18 protein-coding genes are annotated in these 21,432 nt (G+C 40.9%); 6 read left to right on the top strand and 12 right to left on the bottom strand.

Features of this window, described 5'->3' with window-relative positions; all coding sequences use genetic code 11:
- Positions 1-4 precede the first annotated feature (4 nt).
- Positions 5-811 (bottom strand): transglycosylase domain-containing protein, encoded by an 807-nt coding sequence (locus tag ACDF53_RS04900; protein WP_370815658.1) that lies wholly within the window; start codon positions 809-811, stop codon positions 5-7.
- A gap of 372 nt (positions 812-1,183) precedes the next feature.
- Between ACDF53_RS04900 and ACDF53_RS04895 the strand changes: the two genes are divergently transcribed.
- Positions 1,184-1,462, top strand: a complete 279-nt coding sequence (locus ACDF53_RS04895; protein ID WP_004695033.1) for a metal-sensing transcriptional repressor — start codon at positions 1,184-1,186, stop codon at positions 1,460-1,462.
- 181 nt (positions 1,463-1,643) lie between these two features.
- Here ACDF53_RS04895 and ACDF53_RS04890 read toward each other — a convergent pair whose 3' ends face one another.
- Positions 1,644-1,904 carry an HPr family phosphocarrier protein gene (locus tag ACDF53_RS04890; protein WP_005385362.1) on the bottom strand — a complete coding sequence of 87 codons (261 nt, stop codon included), beginning with the start codon at positions 1,902-1,904 and terminating at the stop codon, positions 1,644-1,646.
- A 118-nt stretch (positions 1,905-2,022) separates the two neighbouring features.
- Complete coding sequence (ptsP, locus tag ACDF53_RS04885; protein WP_370815657.1) at positions 2,023-3,750, bottom strand: phosphoenolpyruvate--protein phosphotransferase; 1,728 nt, start codon at positions 3,748-3,750, stop codon at positions 2,023-2,025.
- A 338-nt stretch (positions 3,751-4,088) separates the two neighbouring features.
- On the opposite strand from ptsP, the gene dapF reads away from it, so the two are divergent.
- From dapF to ACDF53_RS04865, 4 genes are all read left to right on the top strand, one after another.
- Positions 4,089-4,922 (top strand): diaminopimelate epimerase, encoded by an 834-nt coding sequence (gene dapF / locus ACDF53_RS04880; RefSeq protein ID WP_370815656.1) that lies wholly within the window; start codon positions 4,089-4,091, stop codon positions 4,920-4,922.
- 61 nt (positions 4,923-4,983) lie between these two features.
- The gene (locus tag ACDF53_RS04875) at positions 4,984-6,321 is read left to right on the top strand and encodes a Na+/H+ antiporter NhaC family protein (RefSeq protein ID WP_370815655.1); all 1,338 of its coding nucleotides are present in this window, start codon (positions 4,984-4,986) and stop codon (positions 6,319-6,321) included.
- A gap of 108 nt (positions 6,322-6,429) precedes the next feature.
- Positions 6,430-7,344 (top strand): 1-phosphofructokinase, encoded by a 915-nt coding sequence (pfkB, locus tag ACDF53_RS04870; protein WP_316594758.1) that lies wholly within the window; start codon positions 6,430-6,432, stop codon positions 7,342-7,344.
- Between the two features lie 33 nt (positions 7,345-7,377).
- Positions 7,378-9,372: a fructose-specific PTS transporter subunit EIIC gene (locus ACDF53_RS04865; RefSeq protein WP_370815654.1), complete on the top strand. Its 1,995-nt coding sequence runs from the start codon at positions 7,378-7,380 to the stop codon at positions 9,370-9,372.
- 146 nt (positions 9,373-9,518) lie between these two features.
- On the opposite strand, the gene ACDF53_RS04860 is transcribed toward ACDF53_RS04865, so the two are convergent.
- Positions 9,519-10,097, bottom strand: coding sequence for a hypothetical protein (locus ACDF53_RS04860; protein WP_370815653.1), 579 nt, complete (start codon positions 10,095-10,097; stop codon positions 9,519-9,521).
- Positions 10,098-10,105: 8 nt separating this feature from the next.
- Positions 10,106-10,690: a hypothetical protein gene (locus tag ACDF53_RS04855; protein ID WP_295793445.1), complete on the bottom strand. Its 585-nt coding sequence runs from the start codon at positions 10,688-10,690 to the stop codon at positions 10,106-10,108.
- Between the two features lie 291 nt (positions 10,691-10,981).
- On the opposite strand from ACDF53_RS04855, the gene ACDF53_RS04850 reads away from it, so the two are divergent.
- Positions 10,982-14,647, top strand: a complete 3,666-nt coding sequence (locus ACDF53_RS04850; RefSeq protein WP_370815652.1) for a subtype B tannase — start codon at positions 10,982-10,984, stop codon at positions 14,645-14,647.
- A 152-nt stretch (positions 14,648-14,799) separates the two neighbouring features.
- Here ACDF53_RS04850 and cysK read toward each other — a convergent pair whose 3' ends face one another.
- The 7 genes from cysK to ACDF53_RS04815 all read right to left on the bottom strand — a co-directional run bounded on the left by cysK (position 14,800) and on the right by ACDF53_RS04815 (position 21,426).
- Positions 14,800-15,735, bottom strand: coding sequence for a cysteine synthase A (cysK, locus tag ACDF53_RS04845; protein ID WP_005385347.1), 936 nt, complete (start codon positions 15,733-15,735; stop codon positions 14,800-14,802).
- Between the two features lie 15 nt (positions 15,736-15,750).
- A complete protein-coding gene (locus ACDF53_RS04840; RefSeq protein ID WP_004698292.1) occupies positions 15,751-16,200 on the bottom strand; it encodes an Rrf2 family transcriptional regulator in 450 nt (149 codons plus the stop codon).
- 461 nt (positions 16,201-16,661) lie between these two features.
- Positions 16,662-17,225: an alkyl hydroperoxide reductase subunit C gene (gene ahpC, locus ACDF53_RS04835; protein ID WP_004698190.1), complete on the bottom strand. Its 564-nt coding sequence runs from the start codon at positions 17,223-17,225 to the stop codon at positions 16,662-16,664.
- A gap of 192 nt (positions 17,226-17,417) precedes the next feature.
- Complete coding sequence (locus ACDF53_RS04830; RefSeq protein WP_287514212.1) at positions 17,418-17,633, bottom strand: hypothetical protein; 216 nt, start codon at positions 17,631-17,633, stop codon at positions 17,418-17,420.
- A gap of 9 nt (positions 17,634-17,642) precedes the next feature.
- Complete coding sequence (locus tag ACDF53_RS04825; RefSeq protein WP_370815650.1) at positions 17,643-19,253, bottom strand: CTP synthase; 1,611 nt, start codon at positions 19,251-19,253, stop codon at positions 17,643-17,645.
- Positions 19,254-19,268: 15 nt separating this feature from the next.
- Positions 19,269-21,002, bottom strand: coding sequence for an arginine--tRNA ligase (gene argS, locus ACDF53_RS04820; RefSeq protein WP_370815648.1), 1,734 nt, complete (start codon positions 21,000-21,002; stop codon positions 19,269-19,271).
- A complete protein-coding gene (locus tag ACDF53_RS04815; RefSeq protein ID WP_370815647.1) occupies positions 20,968-21,426 on the bottom strand; it encodes a DUF1934 domain-containing protein in 459 nt (152 codons plus the stop codon). Before ACDF53_RS04815 ends, argS begins: the two co-directional genes overlap by 35 nt.
- Between the last annotated feature and the right edge of the window lie 6 nt (positions 21,427-21,432).

Here is a 21,432-nt window from a genome sequence, read left to right as displayed (position 1 = left end):
TTAATTATTCGTCCACAAGTCCCAAGTCTTGTTTGTATGCATAATCTGCTTCGGCTTGTGTAATCATGCCTTGGTCTACCATTTGTTCGAGCACTAATTTTTGTCGTGCCTTAGCCCCTTTATAGTTCGTATAGGGATCCAAATAAGATGGTGCATTAGGTAGTGCTGCAAGGAGTGCACTTTGGCCTAGTGTCAATCGGCTTGGGCTCGTTCCAAAGTAGCCATGCGCAGCTTCGTAAATGCCGTAATAATTATGACCATAATATACTGTATTTAAATACATGGTAAGGATTTCTTCCTTTGAGTAGTAATGTTCCATTTCACTAGCAAGGATTGCCTCCTCCACCTTACGGCTCATGATGCGTTTTGATGAAAGGAACAGATTTTTTACGACTTGTTGTGTTATGGTGCTGCCGCCCTCTACAGTTTCACCAGCAATGGTATTCGTATAAAAGGCGCGAATGATACCAAGTACATCTATAGCACCATGCTTATAATATCGCTTATCCTCTATGGCGATGAGTGCATTCTTTGTATATTCTGGAATGACATCTCCCTTTACCCAATGTTCTTTAGAAACACGTTGGTTCAGTGCCGTCTCTACCTTTTCTTTAAAGGTAAATAATCGTATAATACGATCTGTGCGACTAAGGGTATCTTCACCTTGTTCTATGCGTTTTTCAACAGTTGTATGCGCGTTACTTTCACGATCTGTACCTTGAACCCTATGGTATCCATCATATATAAACACGGCCAGTATCATAACTAACACAAATACCACTAGGTTCCGAAGGTAGCGAAACACTTTCATTGCTTTCACCTATTTCATAAAGGCCCGTAGTATATACCTATAGACAAATTTAAATTCTATATGCATTACAGTACCTTATATACATATACAAACACATTGTGTATTAAATGTATTGTATCACATCAATTAAGAAGAAGATATATATTACAAGGTCTAAATAGATGTGTATAATATAAAATACATGCCATGCTATTTTAAAAGTATATATTTAAATGTACCTTTGAATACAGATATTCACATACATCCATATACAATATAAATCTATATATGTAGATTTAATGCATATTAGGTATACTTATTAAGTTGTATTACAAACTTTACATGGAGTATAATAATAAGGATGATAAAAAACATGCCCATTGGAGGAGTATTATGAAACAATGTATGGATTCAGAAAATCTACATCGTCGATTGCGTAAAATCCTTGGTCAAGTGCAAGCTATTGATCGAATGATTGAAGAAGACATTCCATGCGAAGATGTGTTGAGCCAAATTAATGCAGCTAAGTCTGCACTACATAAAGTAGGTCAAGTAGTCCTTGAAGGGCATATCAACCACTGCGTACGAGATGGTATCGAACACGGTGACGTAGAAAAAACCATTAGCGACTTTACAAAGGCTGTAGAGCGCTTTGCAAACATGGGAAAATAAAGAAGAGGCTAAACCGCCTCTTCTTTTTTTCTTGAAACTACACGCTAATAGTTTTCAAATGCGCCACATTAAAGCAAAGTAAAAATTTAATCCACCACCAAAACATAAAACATATACATAAAATATATATCAACAAAAAAGGACTCTACCGTAGTAGAGTCCCTTTTATTTCCCTGACAAATTAGTCGTGATTAGTTGTTAAGAATTCGCTCAATGCAGCGAGTGCATCGTCTTCGTCAGCACCGTCAGCTGTCAATGTAACGGATGTACCTTTAGTAGCGCCCAAAGTCAATACAGTCAAAATGGATTTAGCATCAGCTGTTTTGCCGTTAGCAGCGATTGTCAATTTGGAAGCATATTTAGCAGCCAATTGTGTGAAAGCTGTAGCAGGACGAGCATGTAAACCAGATTCGTTAGTAATTTCTACTGTTAATTCTTTCATGATAACCTCTTTCTATCTTGATAGGCTGTGCCTATCCCATACGTTCTAATAGATATATTGTATCAATTTCAAGCCTTTCAATTCAAGTATATTGAAAGTTATTTGCTATACAACAGAATTATAGTAAGCCTTTTTCAGCTAGTACAGATTTAGCATAGTCTGTAATTTCTTCTGCTGTATCCATGGAAAGTGCTTTATTAGCCACATCTTCACATTCTGCTTTAGAAACAGAGCGCAAGATTTTCTTAATAAGTGGTATAGAAGATGCTGTCATGGAGAATTCATCAAGGCCAAGGCCTAATAAGATCATGGTAGCCACAGGATCACTAGCGAGTTCACCACACATGCCTGTAAATTTACCTTGTTCATGGCTCGCATCGATAACATGTTTGATAAGACGTAATACGCCTGGATGCAATGGTTGATATAGAGCGCCAATAGATTCGTTCATACGGTCTACTGCCAATGTATATTGACACAAATCGTTGGTACCAATACTGAAGAAGTCTATGTATTTTGCCAAGATCGGAGAAATAACAGCAGCTGCTGGTACTTCAATCATAATACCAACCTTAATATCCTTGTTGAATTCTTTGCCTTCAGCTGTAAGTTCAGCCTTACATTCTTCAAGCATAGCATTCGCTTGTTTCACTTCTTCTACGGAAGCAATCATAGGATACATGATGTGAATATCGCCAAAGGCACTAGCACGCAATAACGCACGCAATTGTACTTTGAAGATATCTGGGCGGTTCAAGGAAATACGAATTGCACGGTAACCAAGGAATGGATTCATTTCAGTTGGCAAATCAAGGCACTTCAACTCCTTGTCACCACCAATATCCATGGTACGAATGATAACAGGCTGTCCCTGCATATCTTCTGCAACCTTTTTATATTCTTCGAACTGTACATCTTCTGCTGGCAATTCATCGTTTTCCATGTACAAGAATTCTGTACGGTATAAGCCGATACCTTGTGCGCCCATTGTAAGAGCATGTTTAGCATCTTTAGACTTACCGATATTGCCAAATAATTCTACATGATGACCATCTGTAGTCTTAGCTTCAAGATTGGCAGATTCGCGTAGGCGTTTTAATTCCTCTTGGTAAGCAGTAGCTTGATTTGTATATTCAGCCCAATCCGCATCAGATGGATTTGTTTCGACAATACCATCTGTACCAAGTACAACGGCTTTCTCGCCATCAACAAAGCCTTCAATATCACCAACGCCCATAACGGCAGGAATTTCCAATGTACGTGCCATGATAGCCGCATGAGATGTAGGGCCACCAGCAGCTGTTACAATGCCTTTTACAACATTTTTATCTAGAGATGCCGTATCGGATGGCGCCAAATCATGAGCCACCAATATAACCTCCCCAGAAATATGGGATAAGCCACGAGGGTTCATACCTAACATATTGCGCATCAAACGATCACCGATATCTTTGATATCTGCACCCCGTTCGCGCATGTATGGATCTTCCATACCGAGGAAGATATTGGCAAAGGTTTCAATGGTTTGAGCTGTAGCCGCTACAACGTTAGTATGGCTAGACTCAACGAGGGATTTAATACCATCAGATAAAGATGGGTCTTGAGCAATTTGCATATGTGCTTCAAAAATAGCCGCCTCTTCAGGGCCCATTTCTTTCAAAGCCTTTTGACGGATTGTATCCAATTGCTTTAAGGTAGATGCCATAGCAGCAGCAAACTTACCAATTTCCGCTTCTACCTGATCCTCTGCTACAGTGTAATCAGGAATGACAATTTCCTCTTGAATATATCTATATACATTGCCTACTGCAACGCCACGAGATCCAGAAATCCCTTGAATTCGCATGTGTGTTCCTCTTTCTATTACGATAAACTACATTACTCTTTATTTTATCATTTCTACGGTAAACAATAAAGTAATAGAGCCCTATATATCCGCCTTTCAGGTTGTCCCACGTGGGTTAATTTTTACCTCATGTTCATATTTCTCAACCGTCTTAATACGTACTATAACAAGTACTTTAAAAGGAGGTCATTTTTTGCTTGTTTTTACTTTAATTTTATAAAGTTACACCCCATAATTGAAAGCCATTTATGATATAATAATATAGAATATATAATAATATACATATGAGACTTTCACGGGCTTCATGGTGAAAGTCTTACTTATTGATAGGAGACTTTATGAAATTAACAAAAATGCATGGTCTTGGCAATGATTTTATCCTCTTTGCCGACCCTCAAGGTGCTAACAAGGACTATACTGATTTAGCCATTCGCCTTTGCGATCGCCGTACAGGCATTGGTGCTGATGGTTTAGTCATTGTTGTACCATCTGACACATGTGATGTGCGCATGCGCATCATCAACTCCGATGGCAGTGAAGCTGAAATGTGCGGCAATGGTATTCGATGCTTTGCCAAATACGCTTACGAACACGGAGAAATTACAAAAGAAACTTTCACCATCGAAACATTAGCAGGTGTTATGAAGCCAACCTTAACCATCGAAAATGGTGTGGTTACACTAGTAACAGTAGACATGGGCAAGCCATTCTTTGCAGCCCAAGACATTCCGATGGATGTAAATATGGATAAGGTTATCGACGTAGACCTCGATGTAAACGGCGAAACAGTAACAGTAAGCTCCGTATTACTCGGCGTTCCTCATACAGAGGTGTATATCAATGACATTACAAAGGCGCCTGTAACGACACAAGGTCCTATCATTGAAAAACACGATGCATTCCCATCCAATACGAATGTTAACTACATCGAGGTAGTAAATGATAAGCACATCAAGGTTCGCACATGGGAACGCGGTGCCGGCGCCACCTTAGCATGTGGTACAGGCTCTTGCGCCTCTGCCGTTATGTCCTTTGAAAAAGGCTTAACAGGTCGCGAAGTAGATGTAGAACTTTACTTAGGAACATTGCATATTTCATACTTGGAGGATGGCACGGTGCTCATGACAGGCCCTGCTGAGGAAGTCTTCGAAACAGAACTTCCTATCGATTAAGATGAAGTGGTTACAACTCATATTAAATGCGTTTCTAAAGTATCAACAAGGTCGTTCACTGATGCCGAAAAATACAGAGCCCCTCATAGGCTTACTCCTATCCATACTCGTCATCATCATCGCCGTAGCCAATAGCATTGCCATCGGTTACGCCTTGATTGTGGTATGGTGCATTATGGCTTATGTGTTCTACCGCAAAGGGTACCAACCAAAGGAACTACTAAACCTATCATGGACAGGTGCTAAAACATCTATTGTGGTGATGCAAATATTCCTGCTCATCGGTTGGCTCATCGCCATGTGGCAAGCAGCGGGTATTATACCTATGATTATCGCCACAGGCATCGACTTGATTGATCCTTCTATCTTTATCGCTTGTGCTTTTTTATTAACAGCACTAGTGAGCATGCTATTAGGAACTGCTCTTGGCACCGTGGGTACCATAGGTATTGTACTCATTACGATGGCAAAAGCCGGTAATATTCCTGAAAATATCGTAGCAGGTGCCATCATTGCCGGCGCGTACTTTGGTGATCGGAACGGTCCTTTATCGTCTAGTGCCTCTCTTGTAGCGGCCTTAACGCATACAAAGGTATCGACTAACATCCCTATTATGTTTAAGGACGGTCTACCAGCACTTGTTATTTCCACGGTGCTCTACCTAATACTATCGCAGTGGTTCCCTCTCAACTATGCAAATAGCTTACTGTCTGATACGATTCACTTTGTGTTCAACATCGATTGGACCTTATGGATTCCAGTCATCATCATCATTGGTCTGTTACCTTTGAAAGTATCTATCCGTTGGCCTATCGGCCTTAGTGCATTAGTAGCGGCAATTCTAGCTTATACCAATCAGGGAGCTACCCTTTCTGATTTAGGCTGGTATACCTTAACAGGCTTTGAACTACCACATTATAATCCACTAGCAGATATCATTCACGGCGGCGGCTTACAAACGATGTTCATCCCTACCCTTTCCATTTTTATGGCAACTGCCATTTCTGGCATGCTCGAAGGGGTTGGCTTCTGGAACGATGTGAGACAGCTATTAGAACGAGCGAAAACACGAAGTGATGTATTTGCGGCAAACGTAGGTCTCGCCTTTTTAACAGGTGCTGTCGGCTGTAGTCAAGCTATAGCAGTTGTGATGACACATTCTATTATGCGTATTACGTACGCACAGCGAGGCATTCAGGACGAAGATGTGATGCTCGACTTTGAAAACAGCGGCATTCTCATTGCTCCATTACAACCATGGAACATCGCTGCTTATGTACCTATAGTTATGATGGGTACTAGTACAGCTGGCTATGTACCATTCGCCTTCTTCCTATACCTCGTACCACTCCTATACTGGTTACGACTACGGAATCAAGATCAACCAATTATACGTTAATTATAAAATCAATCGAATTTACGCTAATTACAAAATCAATCAAATTTACACTAATTACAAGATTAACCAATCATAAGCTAATTAAATTTATCTTAAAGGGGAATTTGTATGATTTACACCATTACCTTTAATCCAGCCCTAGATTATATTGTTCGTCTTGATCAACTCAAGACGGGCACCATTAATCGCACCACCCAAGAGTACGTTCTCGGTGGCGGCAAGGGTATCAATGTATCCATCGTGCTCAACAACCTAGGCATGGATACAACGGCACTCGGTTTCATCGCCGGTTTCACAGGGGAAGAAATCGTAACACAACTGAACCAATTCGGTGTGAAAGAGGATTTCATCCGTCTCCGCGAAGGTTTAACGCGCATCAATGTTAAGGTGAAAGCCTCTGACGAAGAAACAGAAATTAACGGCCGTGGCCCTATCATCGCAGACGACGAACTAGAAGCCCTCTATACACAGCTCGATGCATTAACTGAGCAGGATACATTGATCCTTGCAGGCAGTATTCCTTCTAGCTTACCAAGCGATATGTACGAACTCATTATGGAGCGCTTACAACATAAAAATATTCGCATTGTAGTAGATGCTACAAAAGATTTGCTTACACGGGTCTTACCTTATAAACCGTTCTTAATTAAACCTAACAATCACGAGCTTAGCGAAATCTTTGGTCGTACCCTTTCCACAAAGGATGACCTAGTAGAGGCAGCTAAGGCATTACAAGAGAAAGGCGCACAACATGTGCTCATCTCCATGGCTGGTGATGGAGCTATCTTAGTAGCTGCTGACGGCACTGTATATACAAGTCCTGCCCCTAAGGGTACACTCGTAAACTCCGTAGGCGCCGGCGATTCCATGGTAGCTGGCTTTATTACAGGCTTTGAAAAGACAGGCGACCTACAAGAGGCGCTCTACTGGGGTATCTCCAGTGGTTCTGCCTCCGCTTACTCTGAAAATCTCGCTACGCTGGCAGAAGTAGAAGCACTACTTTCACAAGTACGAGTTAACTAGTTTTCTATTTTATGTGCATCAAGGAGTACACATATGAAAATCACTGATTTATTAAAACCTCAATCCATTCTGCTGAATGCAGATCCAGTAAGTAAGGCCGATGCCATTTACACCTTAGGTGAATTAATGGAAAAAGGCGGCAACTTATCTGATAAAGCAGAATACTTAAAAGCAGTTTTCGCTCGTGAAGAATCTGGCTCTACAGGCCTTGGTGACGGCATCGCCACACCACATGCTAAATCCGCTGGTGTAAAAGAAGCAGGCCTAGCAGCTATGGTTGTGCCTCACGGCGTAGACTTCGAAGCCCTCGACGGTCAACCATCTCGTTTATTCTTCATGATCGCAGCTCCAGAAGGCGCTGCAGATACGCATGTAGAGGTATTGAGCCAATTAGCTATGATGGTTATCGACCCAGATTTCAAAGAAGCCCTCATCGCTGCTCCAACTGTAGAACGTTTCTTGGAGCTCGTAACAGCGAAAGAGCAAGGCAACTTTGATCCATCTGTAGAAGGCTTTATTAAACAACCTGAACCTCAAGAAGCACCAAGCCTCACTGATACTATTGAAGAAAAAGCTACAGAAGCTATCGAAAAAGTAGCTCCTAAAATTTCTGTAGATAATCCTCACTATGAAGTATTAGCCGTTACAGGTTGTCCTACAGGCATCGCGCACACCTACATGGCTGCGGAGTCCTTAGAACGCAAAGCTAAAGAAATGGGCATTTCCTTAAAGGTTGAGAAAAACGGTGCATCAGGTGTAAAAGATGCGCTTACAGCAGAAGAAATCGAACATGCCAAATGCATTATCGTTGCTTCCGACCGCCAAGTGGAAATGGCTCGCTTTGATGGCAAGCCTATGATTCAAACAAAGGTAGCTAACGGCATCAATAAAGCGGAGGAATTATTGCGTGAAGCTACAGCTGGTACAGCACCTGTATACCACGCATCTGCTGCTGACCGCGAATCCGCTGAAATCGCTGCTAGCGCATCTGACAGCGTAGGCCGTCAAATCTACAAACACTTGACGAACGGCGTATCTCACATGTTGCCATTCGTTATCGGTGGCGGTATCTTGATTGCCCTTGCATTCTTATTCGATACATTTGATCCTGCAAACCCTAAAAACTTCGGTTCCGGTACACCTTTATCTGGCTTCTTAATGCAAATTGGTGGTGCATCCTTTGGATTCATGTTGCCAGTATTAGCTGGTTACATCGCGATGAGTATTGCTGACCGCCCAGGTCTTGTAGCTGGTTTCGTTGGCGGCTTATTAGCTAACCAAGGTGGCTCTGGTTTCCTTGGCGCATTGATTGCCGGCTTTGCAGCAGGTTATTTAGTATTATTAGTTAAGAAATTAGTATCTGGTTTGCCTCAAGCATTAGAAGGTACAAAACCAGTTCTCTTCTATCCTGTACTCGGTGTATTGTTCATTGGTCTCGCTATTACCTTCGTAATCAACCCTCCTGTGTCTGCACTTAACCACTGGTTAATGGACTCCTTACAATCCATGGGCACTACTAGCCGCGTATTGTTAGGCCTTATCTTTGGTGCTATGATGTCCGTTGATATGGGTGGTCCTGTAAACAAGGCTGCTTACGTTATCGGTACAGGTGCTCTTGCGACTGGCGAATACGGTATCATGGCTGCGGTAATGGCAGGCGGTATGGTTCCACCATTGGCAATCGCTCTTTGTACTACATTCTTCCCTAGCCGCTTCACAGAGGCTGAACGTAAATCTGGTATCACAAACTACATCATGGGCCTTTCCTTCATCACAGAAGGTGCTATCCCATTTGCAGCTGCCGATCCAGTTCGCGTATTGCCAGCTTGCATCATCGGTGCTGGTACAGCTGGTGCGTTGTCCATGTTCTTCGAATGCACACTCCGCGCTCCACACGGCGGTATCTTCGTAGTTCCAACAATCGGTAACCCACTTCTTTACCTTGCATCCATTGCAATTGGCTCCGTTATCGCTTGCATCATCTTGGCACTATTAAAACCAAGCTTGAAAAATAATGGTGAAAGCTAGTATAATGCTAGTACATATAGCAAAAACGTACATATGCTAAATAAGTACATATAGTAAAAGGACTAGAACTCCTAGAGTTCTAGTCCTTTTCTTATGTAACACTATCGGATTACATCATTATAACTTATAAGATTAAGCACTATAAATTATTGGATTACATCATCATAAAATACGCCAAATACTTTCTTGAAAACACGATTTGCAACGTGATAGCTTTCAAAATCAAAGTCTGTAGGTGTTAAGAAGGTTACATGCTCATACCCTTTATAACCTGGTTGTGTAGGTTTACTTTCACCGTACAGCGTGTAATCCTGTTGAGCCTTAACAGTACCAACAATTCCAGAATCATCCATTTTTATATTCCATATTTCACCTAAATAGAAATCCGGAAATTGTTGTTTAAACTCTGGCATTCTTGCGACTAAATTCGCAAAAGAATAATTTAAGTTATAGTCATAATGAATTGTGTATTCTCGAATCAAATTAGACGAAGGCAATACAACATAAATCTTAGTCTCTATACTTTTGGTACTGGTACTTGTGGACACATCTTTGACTGTACTCAACTCAATGTATTTACCATCTCCACCACCAGTATCACCTTTAGATATAATATGTTCAAAACGACTCGTATCTTGTAATTCCACATTAGAAACGGCTTTCACAGAATTAAAAAACACACACCATACGCATAAGATGGCCATAAAAAATAAGAAACGTTTCATATGGCACCTCATTTCACGACAATATCATCAAAATGCTGCTGATATGCAACGACAAACATGGCATCTGCTATAGCAAAAAGATCTCGATCGGAACGACTACGATCCAAAGGTCGTAATTGGTGCACTAAAGGAACTGTACTACTAACCTCAGTACCATCCCCATTAAATCGCTTCACCTCTCGTAAATCAATCTGTATGCCAGAATCATCTTGTGCTGCCTTTATAACCGCATACATAGATGGGGATGGCTGTACCACTTGACTAGCGTGTATTAAAGAACCTAGTGAATAATTAGTATTATATGTGGCCGTTACTTCATATTCAGTAATAAATGTACCACGAGTATATGTATAAACTGTATAAAAAGTACCTTTTAATTTATAATGTGGTGCTGCGTATTCTAGTGATTCTACAGAGTAAGTGTTTAAATAGTTTATTAGCCTATCCTTTGGATAAGTACCTTGATAGGAATCGGTTTTTTGATATACCTTTTTAAACTGAGGTGAACTATTTAACTCATTAATCGATATGGCTTGTGTCTGTATAGTGAAAGTAGCTAATACCGTACAGGCTAGCAAAAATTTTCTAAACATACTCTCTCCTTTATAATTAAAAGTCAATTAAATTACCAAAAGCATATCATATTTTATGGAAATATGTACATATAATAAAAAACTACTTCAAATCATTAGAAGCAATATGTAATATTCTATGCACTTTAAATTTATTTATATTTTCCTAATCTCATCTTCTTTACACCCATCCAGTATTCATCTATATTTTCATAAATTGTACAAATATATCGATTTATGTTAAACTATATAAATATAAATAAATTTTAAAATTATAAATTATTATTTGAAATCTAGTTCGGAGAGTAATTCATGAAATCATCTAGGAAACGTAAGGTTACCGCTGCATTTTTTGCAGCTGCAGCGTTGGGTGGTGTTGCCCACGCAGCCCCTACCCTCAACATGAATGATTTGGTAGGTTCGAACACTACCACTGAATCAACGACGCAAGGTACTACAAATGTACCAGCACCAGTCGTGCGACCTATGGCAACTCAGCCTACCCCTGCAACTACACAACCAATAGTTGTTACACCACAACAGGCAGTCGTAAGACCTGTACAAGTACAACCAATGGCTCCAGTTCGCATAGCACCACCTCAAATGGTTCCTACACAAGCACAACCTGTAATGCAAACACAACAAGTTATGCAACCAAGTGCTACCACACAAGCGGCTCCAAAGGTAACACCTTTAATTCCCCGTGTACGTCCAGTACCGGTAAACGATATAGCAAAAGCTTTATCTGATCAACAAAGAGCCGTTTCACAGCCACAATATGTTGTTAATAAACAAACTAATGCTGTAATGGAACCAACATTGGCTATGCACAGCTTGATGAATGTACAACGTAAAACAGAACCTGTTACAGTACAAAAACAAGTTGATGGCAAACAGCAAGTACAAACGACTCAAGTAGTACGTACGCCTGTAATGGTCCAACAAGAATCTACAACACCTTTAGTGATTGCTAATACAACTCAAACTAAAGCCGTTGTAGCCAAACAAAGATTAACTATTCGCGATATTCAACGTGCAGAACGTGAAAGATTAGCTCAACTAGCAGCCGAAGAAGCGGCACAACAATCAGGTGCAAATCAAGTTGATCAACAAATGGTTGCGCAAAAGCAGGCTGAAGCACAACGTCAAGCTGCAATTCTAGCAGAACAACAACGTCAAATGGCTATGCAAGCAGAACAGCAACGCGTAGCTCAACAACAAGCCGAAGCGCAACGTCAAGCAGCTATGCAAGCGGAACAACAGCGTTTGGCTGCTCAACAAGCTGAAGCTCAACGCCAAGCTGCTCTAAGAGCTGAGCAAGAACGTATTGCTGCGGAGCAAGCTGAACAAGCTCGTATCGCAGAAGCTCAACGTCAAGCGGCAGAACAAGAACGTCTTCGTATCCAAGAAGAACAACGCCGTATTGCAGCGCAACAACAAGCGGAACAACAACGTTTAGCTGCTGAGCAAGCTGAAGCACAACGTCAAGCAACTATGCAAGCTGAACAACAACGTTTAGCTGCTCAACAAGCTGAGGCTCAACGTCAAGCTGCTTTAAAAGCTGAACAAGATCGTATCGCTGCTGAGCAAGCTGAAGCTCAACGTCAAGCTGCTTTACAAGCTGAACAAGAACGTATCGCTGCTCAACAAGCTGAGGCGCAACGTCAAGCTGCTTTAAAAGCTGAACAGGAGCGTATCGCTGCTGAGCAAGCTGAAGCTCAACGCCAAGCTGCTTTACAAGCGGAACAACAACGCTTAGCTGCTCAACAAGCTGAAGCTCAACGTCAAGCGGCTTTAAAAGCTGAGCAAGAACGTATTGCTGCTGAGCAAGCTGAGGCTCAACGCCAAGCTGCTTTACAAGCTGAACAAGATCGTATCGCTGCGGAAGAAGCTGCTCGTCAACGTGCAGAAGCTGCTGCTAAAGCTGAAGCTGAGCGCCAAGCGGCTATCAAAGCTGAACAAGATCGTATTGCAGCTGAGCAAGCCGAGTCTCAACGTCAAGCAGCTTTAAAAGCTGAACAAGATCGTATTGCTGCTCAACAAGCAGAAATGGCAAGACAAGCTGCTATCAAAGAAGAGCAAGAACGTTTAGCTGCCGAGCAATTAGCAAAAGAAGAAGCTGAAGCGGCTGCTAAGGCACAAGCTGAGGCTGAAGCAAAAGCTAAAGCCGAGGCAGAAGCTAAGGCTAAAGCACAAGCTGAGGCTGAGGCAAAAGCTAAAGCCGAAGCTGAAGCGGCTGCTAAGGCTCAAGCTGAGGCTGAGGCAAAAGCTAAAGCTGAGGCTGAGGCAAAAGCTAAAGCTGAGGCAGAGGTAAAAGCCAAGGCTGAGGCTGAAGCAAAAGCTCAAGCGGAAGCAGCGGCAAAAGCTAAAGCCGAAGCAGAGGCTGCTGCTAAGGCTCAAGAAAGCAAGTTACCTCAATCCTATGTAGATGCTCGAAATGAAGCTTCCACAAAGAGGTCTGCTGTAACAGAAGAGAAAAATATTCTATCTCAACCAATGGAACCACCATTGCAAGCTGATTCTTCTGCAAAAATTAGCCTTGCCTTCGATGCGAAAAATTATGAGTCCATGTCTACTACAGTAGATAATAAGGAAATCAAATATCGTGCCTTCGAATATATCCCTTACGTGGCTAATCCTATCGATATCGATCAACAGTACATGAATATCTATGTACCGGAAGAGTACTTTAATAATGGCACTGTAAATGGTTACAATACACAAACAGCCCCTATCTTCATGCCAAATGCAGTAGGTGGTTACATGCCAAGCCAAGCTATGACACCTAAAGTTGAGAATGGCAAACCTAACAGTGTTCTTTACGCATTATCTCGTGGTTATGTCGTAGCATCCCCAGCTACACGTGGTCGTACAAATAAAGCATCCGATGGCAATTTCATCGGTAAAGCTCCCGCTGTAATCGTTGACTTGCAAGCTGCCACAGCATACTTACATGCTAACGACTCCACAATGCCAGGTAATGCAAACCGCATTATCACAAATGGTACAAGTGCTGGTGGTGCCGTATCCTTGTTACAAGGTGCTGCTGGTAATAACTCCGACTTCCAACCATATTTACAAGCATTAGGTGCTGCTACAGCGGCAACCAATGTATATGCAGTTTCTGCCTATGCACCTATTACAAACCTTGATGCGGCTGATATGGCCTATGAATGGAGCTATAAAGGTATCACTTCTTTCAATAAAGTAACGATGGGCCAAGGCGAATTGCCTCAAGCCAACGTAGGTGGTAATACAGCTCCTCCGCAACGTACAATGCAACGTGTAAACTTGAATGCTGATGATGTAGCATATTCTAACTTACTAAGTGAACACTTCCCAGAATACGTAAACAATTTACAATTGCATGACTCTATGGGGCGTGTATTGAAACTAGATAAGAATGGCAATGGTACTTTCAAAAATTATGTGAAAGCATTCATCATCGATGCAGCTAATAAAGCACAAGCTAAAGGTACTGATTTATCTAAACATACATACTTTGTACGAGATAATAAAACAGGCGCTATTAAAGATATTAACTGGGAAGCTTACAATCAATTTGTAAGTCGTTCTAAAGCACCAGGTGCATTCGATTCCCGTTCTAATGACTCTGGCGAGAACAACTTATTCGGTACAAGTTCAACAGATAATAATCACTTTACAATTACTGCTGCATTACACGATACAACACCTAACCAAGATGTATACGTAGAAAATGCTAAAATCGTTACTATGATGAACCCAATGAACTATCTCGGTTCTCCAGCAGCGACAAATGCACGCTACTATCGTATCCGCTATGGTACAGCTGATAGCAATACATCCGTAGCTATCCCATTGATCGTAGGTACACGTGCTCAAAACCTTGGTTACAACGTAGATATGGCAACACCATTTGATGTAGACCATTCTGGCGACTACGATTTAGACGAATTATTCAACTGGATGGACAATATCGTTAAAAACGGTAGATAATAACAACTAAATACATACCATAACAAGAAAGGAGCTACCTAGTAGCTCCTTTTTCTTATAGAAAATTATAAGTAAACAAGAAAAAGCCCCTCTACCGAGGGGCTTTGCTATATTAGGAAAGCATATTCACAGCTTTCACCAATCATATTCTATTATACTTCTGGGAATAATGCAGTGGACAAGTAGCGTTCACCTGTATCAGGAAGAATTACTACGATGTTTTTGCCTTTATTCTCAGGACGTTTAGCCAATTCTTGAGCAGCCCAAAGAGCAGCACCAGAGGAAATACCAACTAGGATACCTTCTGTATGACCAAATGCTTGAGATGTAGCAAATGCATCATCATTAGTTACTTGGATTACTTCATCATAAATGGAAGTATCTAAAGTATCAGGAATGAAGCCAGCGCCTAAGCCTTGGATTTTGTGAGGACCAGGTTTGCCATTGGACAATACTGGGGAATCAGTTGGTTCAACAGCCACAATTTTTACGTCAGGGTTTTGTTCTTTTAAATAACGACCTGCACCAGTCAAAGTACCGCCTGTACCAACACCAGCTACGTAGATATCTACTGTACCATCTGTATCTTGCCAGATTTCAGGACCAGTTGTTTTATAGTGAATTGCTGGGTTTGCTTGATTTACGAATTGACCCGCCTCGATGGCACCAGCTGTAGCTGTTACGATTTCTTTAGCTTTTGCAATGGCACCTTTCATGCCAAGAGAGCCATCAGTCAACACGAGTTGAGCACCATAGCCAAGCATCAATTTACGGCGTTCGATGGACATTGTTTCTGGCATTACGATTACAACTTTATAGCCAAGAGCAGCACCAACAGCGGATAAACCGATACCAGTGTTACCAGATGTAGCTTCTACGATTGTACCACCTGGTTGTAATTCACCAGATTCAACAGCTGCTTGAATAATTGCTGCAGCAATACGATCTTTAACAGAGCCACCTGGATTAAAGTATTCCAATTTAGCAAAAATATTTGCATCTGCGCCATATTTTTTACCAAAACGTGTAGCTGCCAACAAAGGTGTTTTACCAATTAATTCAACGAAAGATTTTGCAATATTAGACATAATAGTTACTCCTTATTAAATAGAACCATCCCAATTATCATATTTTGTATCAAGTTTAGCGTAAGTTCCATCAATTACATCTTGAAGAGTTACGTTTTCTAGATAATCATGAATATAGTTTTGTAATCCTGCCCAGAAACCAACAGTTCTTTCATTGATTACTGTATCAGTACTCACCCCTTCATCAAGAGTGGAGATGATAGCCATGGATTCTTCCGTGGCAAGCAAAATTTCAATAATAGTGTACTCTTTAGGGCTTTTAGATAAGCGATAGCCTCCGTATTTACCACGAATACTATCCACCAGGTTAGCGGCACCCAAACGAGCCACAATACCCTCAAGGTATTTCTCAGATATACCTTGTCGTTCTGCAACGGATCGCAAGGAAACCGGTTTATCCTGACCTTGCTCTGCTAAATCGATGAGAACCATCAATGCATAGCGACCTTTTGTGGAAATCCTCATATATCTTGCCTCTCTTTGTAAAAGTTAGTGCTAACACACCCCATGTTATAAAGCACTTATCCTACTTCATTTATAAAACCTTGTGTATCACTAGGAATTAATTTCATTATAGACCACTAAATCTAAAAATGCAAGAACTTATTTCCTACTTTTATAAGGGGGTATTTAAAAACCCTTATATTTATTGGCCTAAGCCTATATTATTGATTTATTTTATTCTATTATTAGACTAGCAATCACACATATCGATACATTAACTATTTTACATAACACAAAAGGACTAGCCCGAAGGCCAGTCCTTTTGCGTATAGTTTGTAGTTTGTTATATGAGGTTTACCATGATGAATTGGAGAGGGTTCATCTGGTATTGGGACTTACCGTATCGTCAGGAAAACGATGCGCGCCCGTTTTGTCATTTGAGGAGTTGTCTAGATTATTCTAGCGTCTAAGTTATTTCTAAATTAGATTTTACCTACTAGATCAAGACCTGGTTTCAATGTGTCTTTACCTGGTTTCCAACGTGCAGGACACACTTGGTCACCATGTTTTGCTACGAATTGAGCCGCTTGTACTTTACGAACCAATTCTTCAGCAGAACGGCCGATACCCATATCATGGATTTCAGCTGTACGAACGAAACCTTCTGGATCTACTACGAATGTACCACGGTAAGCCATAGCGGATTCTTCTTGGAATACGTCGAAGAAATCAGCTAATTCATGTTTTTTATCAGCTAACATGTAGTACTCGATTTTATTAATGCTTGGAGAAGCATCAGACCATGCTTTGTGAACAAATTCAGAGTCACAAGATACGGAGTAAACTTCGCAACCTAGTTCTTTCAATTCTGCATAAGAGTTTTGTACGTCTTCTAATTCTGTAGGGCAAACAAATGTGAAGTCTGCTGGATAGAATACGAAGATGGACCATTTGCCCAACACATCGGCAGTACTAACTTTTACTAATTCAGGTTTTTTGAAAGCATCTAGAGTAAATTCAGGAAGTTGTTTACCAATAATAGACATGTTATGTCCTCCTTAATTGAGTTCCAATGTAACAATTATATTATTATCAGTGTACTTATCACCAAATCTATATCTATATCTATCTTTGTCTATATAATAACAAATATCATTCAAGATTGCAAGTGTTATTTTTAAATTTATCGATATATTTTTCCAACATTTATCGATATGAATAAAAAAGAAGAAAGATGCTCATTTCTGAGCATCTTTCTTCTTTTTACGAACTACAATAGATTTACTACTTACAGTAGAATGATCAAAAGCGATTAAACCCGCTATATTAGCAAGCCCTCTCCGTGCTATGTGACCAGTTGTAGATTGTTCTTTTCCAGATTTACCATATACAAACTGCTCTAGTTTGAGTGCAGCTAATATAAAGATACCTATAATAGATAAAAGAGATCCCATGGCTCTACTCTATTTTTTTAGTTCCAAAATCGCATCTACGAAGCCGCGGAATAATGGATGTGCATTATTCGGACGGGATTTAAGTTCTGGATGCGCTTGTGTACCAATGAAGAATGGATGGTTTTTCACTTCAATACTTTCCACAAGGCGACCATCTGGAGATGTACCAGAGATAACAAGTCCCGCATCAGTCAATTGTTGACGATATTCATTGTTAAACTCATAGCGATGACGATGACGTTCATAAATCAAATCTTCACCATAAGCTTCATGAGTTTTTGTACCTGCTTCTACTTTACAAGGATAAATACCAAGACGCATTGTACCGCCTTTTTTATCTACATCAACTTGATCACTCATCAAGTCGATTACTTTGTATTTAGCATTTTCGTCGAATTCGCTAGATGTAGCACCTTCCATGCCACATACGTTACGAGCAAATTCCATTACTGCAGATTGCATGCCAAGGCATAGACCGAGATATGGAATATTATTTTCACGAGCATATTGAATTGTGCGGATTTTACCTTCTACACCACGGGAACCAAATCCACCAGGTACGATGATACCTTCAACACCATCAATTACCTCTTTAGGATCTACAGATGTATCATCAAGTTCTTCGGAGTCAATCCAACGAATATTTACTTTAGTACCCGTGGCAATACCAGCATGATCTAATGCTTCAACTACGGATAAATACGCATCATGTAATGCTACATATTTACCAACGATAGCAACTGTAATATCTTTACTAGGGTTCAAGATTTTATGAACCATTTCTTTCCATTCAGCCATATCGCAAGGGCGTTCTTCAAGGCCTAATTTTTTGATAACAATATCATCAAGACCTTGATCTTGCATCATCAATGGCACTTCATAGATGGAGCTGCAAGTTTGGTTTTCAATAACTGCTTCTGGTTCTACGTCACAGAACAAAGCAAGTTTTTCTTTCATTTCATCAGAAATGTGTTTTTCGCTGCGGCATACCAAAATATCTGGTTGAATACCAATGCTGCGCAATTCTTTTACGCTGTGTTGTGTAGGTTTAGTTTTCAACTCGCCTGCTGCATTGATGTAAGGTACCAATGTTACGTGAATGTAAAGTACATCATTACGGCCTACTTCTTTTTTCACTTGGCGGATAGCTTCCATAAATGGCAAGCTTTCAATATCACCTACAGTACCACCGATTTCAGTGATAACTACATCTGCGTTATCCTCTTTACCTACGCGGTATACGTTTTGTTTGATTTCATTTGTAATGTGTGGAATTACTTGTACAGTGCTGCCCAAGTAATCACCTTTACGTTCTTTATTGATTACAGACCAGTACACTTTACCTGCTGTAATGTTGGAACGTTTACTAAGGTTAATATCGATGAAGCGTTCATAGTGACCCAAATCAAGGTCAGTTTCAGCACCGTCATCTGTTACGAATACTTCACCGTGTTGGTAAGGGCTCATCGTACCAGGGTCGATATTAATGTATGGGTCAAATTTTTGAATCGTTACGTTGAAACCGCGGTTTTTAAGCAAGCGACCCAAGGATGCTGCTGTAATCCCTTTACCAAGAGAAGAAACAACGCCGCCAGTTACGAAAATATACTTAGTTGCCATGATGCCTCCCACCTATTACATTTTTTCCGGAGCAGAAATACCTAAAATACCCAAGCCTTGACGAAGTACGAGGGCAATCGCTGTGATTAATCCTAGACGAGCTTGTTGTAACGCTGGATCTACGCCAATGATGCGACCTTGACGATAGAAGGAGTGGAACATGCTTGCCAAATCGAATAAGTAACGAGCAATACGATGTGGTGCACGATGTTCAGCAGATTGAACGACCTCTTCTGGATATTCAGCTAATTTTTTAATCAATTCTAATTCCATTTCGCTTGTAAGCGTTGTGAAATCAGTTTCACTATAATCACCAAATGCAATGCCTGCTTCACGCACTTGGTTGTAAATGCTGTGAATACGGGCATGAGCATATTGAATATAATATACTGGGTTATCATTGCTACGAGATTTAGCCAAGTTAATATCAAAATCAAGTTGGCTATCTAGAGAACGCATCAAGAAGAAGTAACGAGATGCATCTACGCCAACCTCTTCAATCAATTCATCTAATGTAACGCTATCACCGCTACGTTTAGATAATTTAACGAGTTGTCCATCGCGGAACAATGCTACCATTTGTAACAATAATACTGTTAGTTTATCTGGGTCATAACCAAAAGCAGCCATAGCAGCTTTTACACGGCATACATAACCATGATGGTCAGCGCCCCAAATATCAATCATTTCTTTGAATCCACGATCATATTTATTGCGGTGGTATGCAATATCTGCTGCTAAATATGTAGGAACGCCATTATCACGAATAACTACGCGGTCTTTATCATCGCCATAGTCAGTAGATTTCAACCACAATGCACCGTCTTTTTCATACACTTTGCCAAGAGCCTTTAACGCCTCTACGGAGTGATGAATTTCATCAGCTTCATGAACAGTACGTTCAGAGAACCAATTATCGAAAGTAACACGGAAATTGCTTAATGTTTCCTCTAAGCGAGCTAATTTTTCTTTTAAGCCCTCTTCTTTAAACAATGCTACACGATCAGCTTCGTTCATAGTATTTAATTTATCGAAGCCTTCGCGTTCTGCAATAGCTTTTGCAGTCTCGATAATATCAGGACCACGGTAGCCATTTTCAGGGAATACGAGAGCCCCTTCTGGAATATCGAATTCAGGCATGGAACCATCTTCGTTGCGCTTAGGTGGGAACACTAATGTAGCACCTTGCAACTCTTGGAAACGGTACTCAATGGAGATAGCCATATTATCGATTTGGTTACCTGCATCATTGATGTAGTACTCGGATTGTACATTGTAACCTGCTGCACGCAACAAGTTTACAAGTGCACTACCATACGCAGCACCACGACCATGTCCGACATGTAACGGACCTGTTGGGTTCGCACTTACGTACTCTACTTGAATCGTATCGCGTGCACGCAATGGTTGAACACCATACTGATCGCCAGCATTTAAAATAGCTTTCAACGTATCGTATACCATATCAGATTTCAAGAAGAAATTGATGAAACCTGCACCAGCAACCTCAGCGCGTTCGAGCCAATCAAAATTCATATGACTAATCAAAGCCTCTGCAATAGCACGAGGGTTTTGACGAGCTACACGAGCGGATTGCATAGCGATATTTGTAGAAAAATCACCGAATTCTTTTTGAGGTGGCACTTCGAGAACGATTTCTGGATATTCCCCAGCTGGTAAGCCACCGCTGTTAATCGTATCTTGTAATGCCTGTTCAATCCCCGATTTCAGGATTTCCTTCATTTCCATGCTCTGTATCCTCCCGCACGTCTATATCTAACTGATTATAAAATTGCCATTCACCTTCGACGGAAATATCATATCCTAAATGAACATGACCTACGCCGTCGTGAAAGTCTACTGTTAATTCATGAGTATTCACGGCCATGTGCAAATCACCATACGGTGTTTCATACACGGATTCGCGCTCTTCACCACGGACATATTGATGACGCATATTCACAGCCCCTGTTCGAAGCAATACAATAGAGTCATCATGGATTTTAATGGTCGTCTTTACCCCATCTAAGCCAGTCACACTAGATTCTTCATAACGCACATACTGAGCATTACCCTTTTCATGTGATGTACCTGGGGAAATCAGTTCCACTACGGTATCCTTGCCGTCCATATCTCGTTGTACACTTTTTACGGACACTAGAACCCGCTTCATTTTTCA

The organism is Veillonella sp. (assembly GCF_041333735.1).
Taxonomy (GTDB): domain Bacteria; phylum Bacillota; class Negativicutes; order Veillonellales; family Veillonellaceae; genus Veillonella.
The sequence above is the reverse complement of the archived record's forward strand: the minus strand, read 5'-3'. Positions and strand labels throughout refer to the sequence as shown.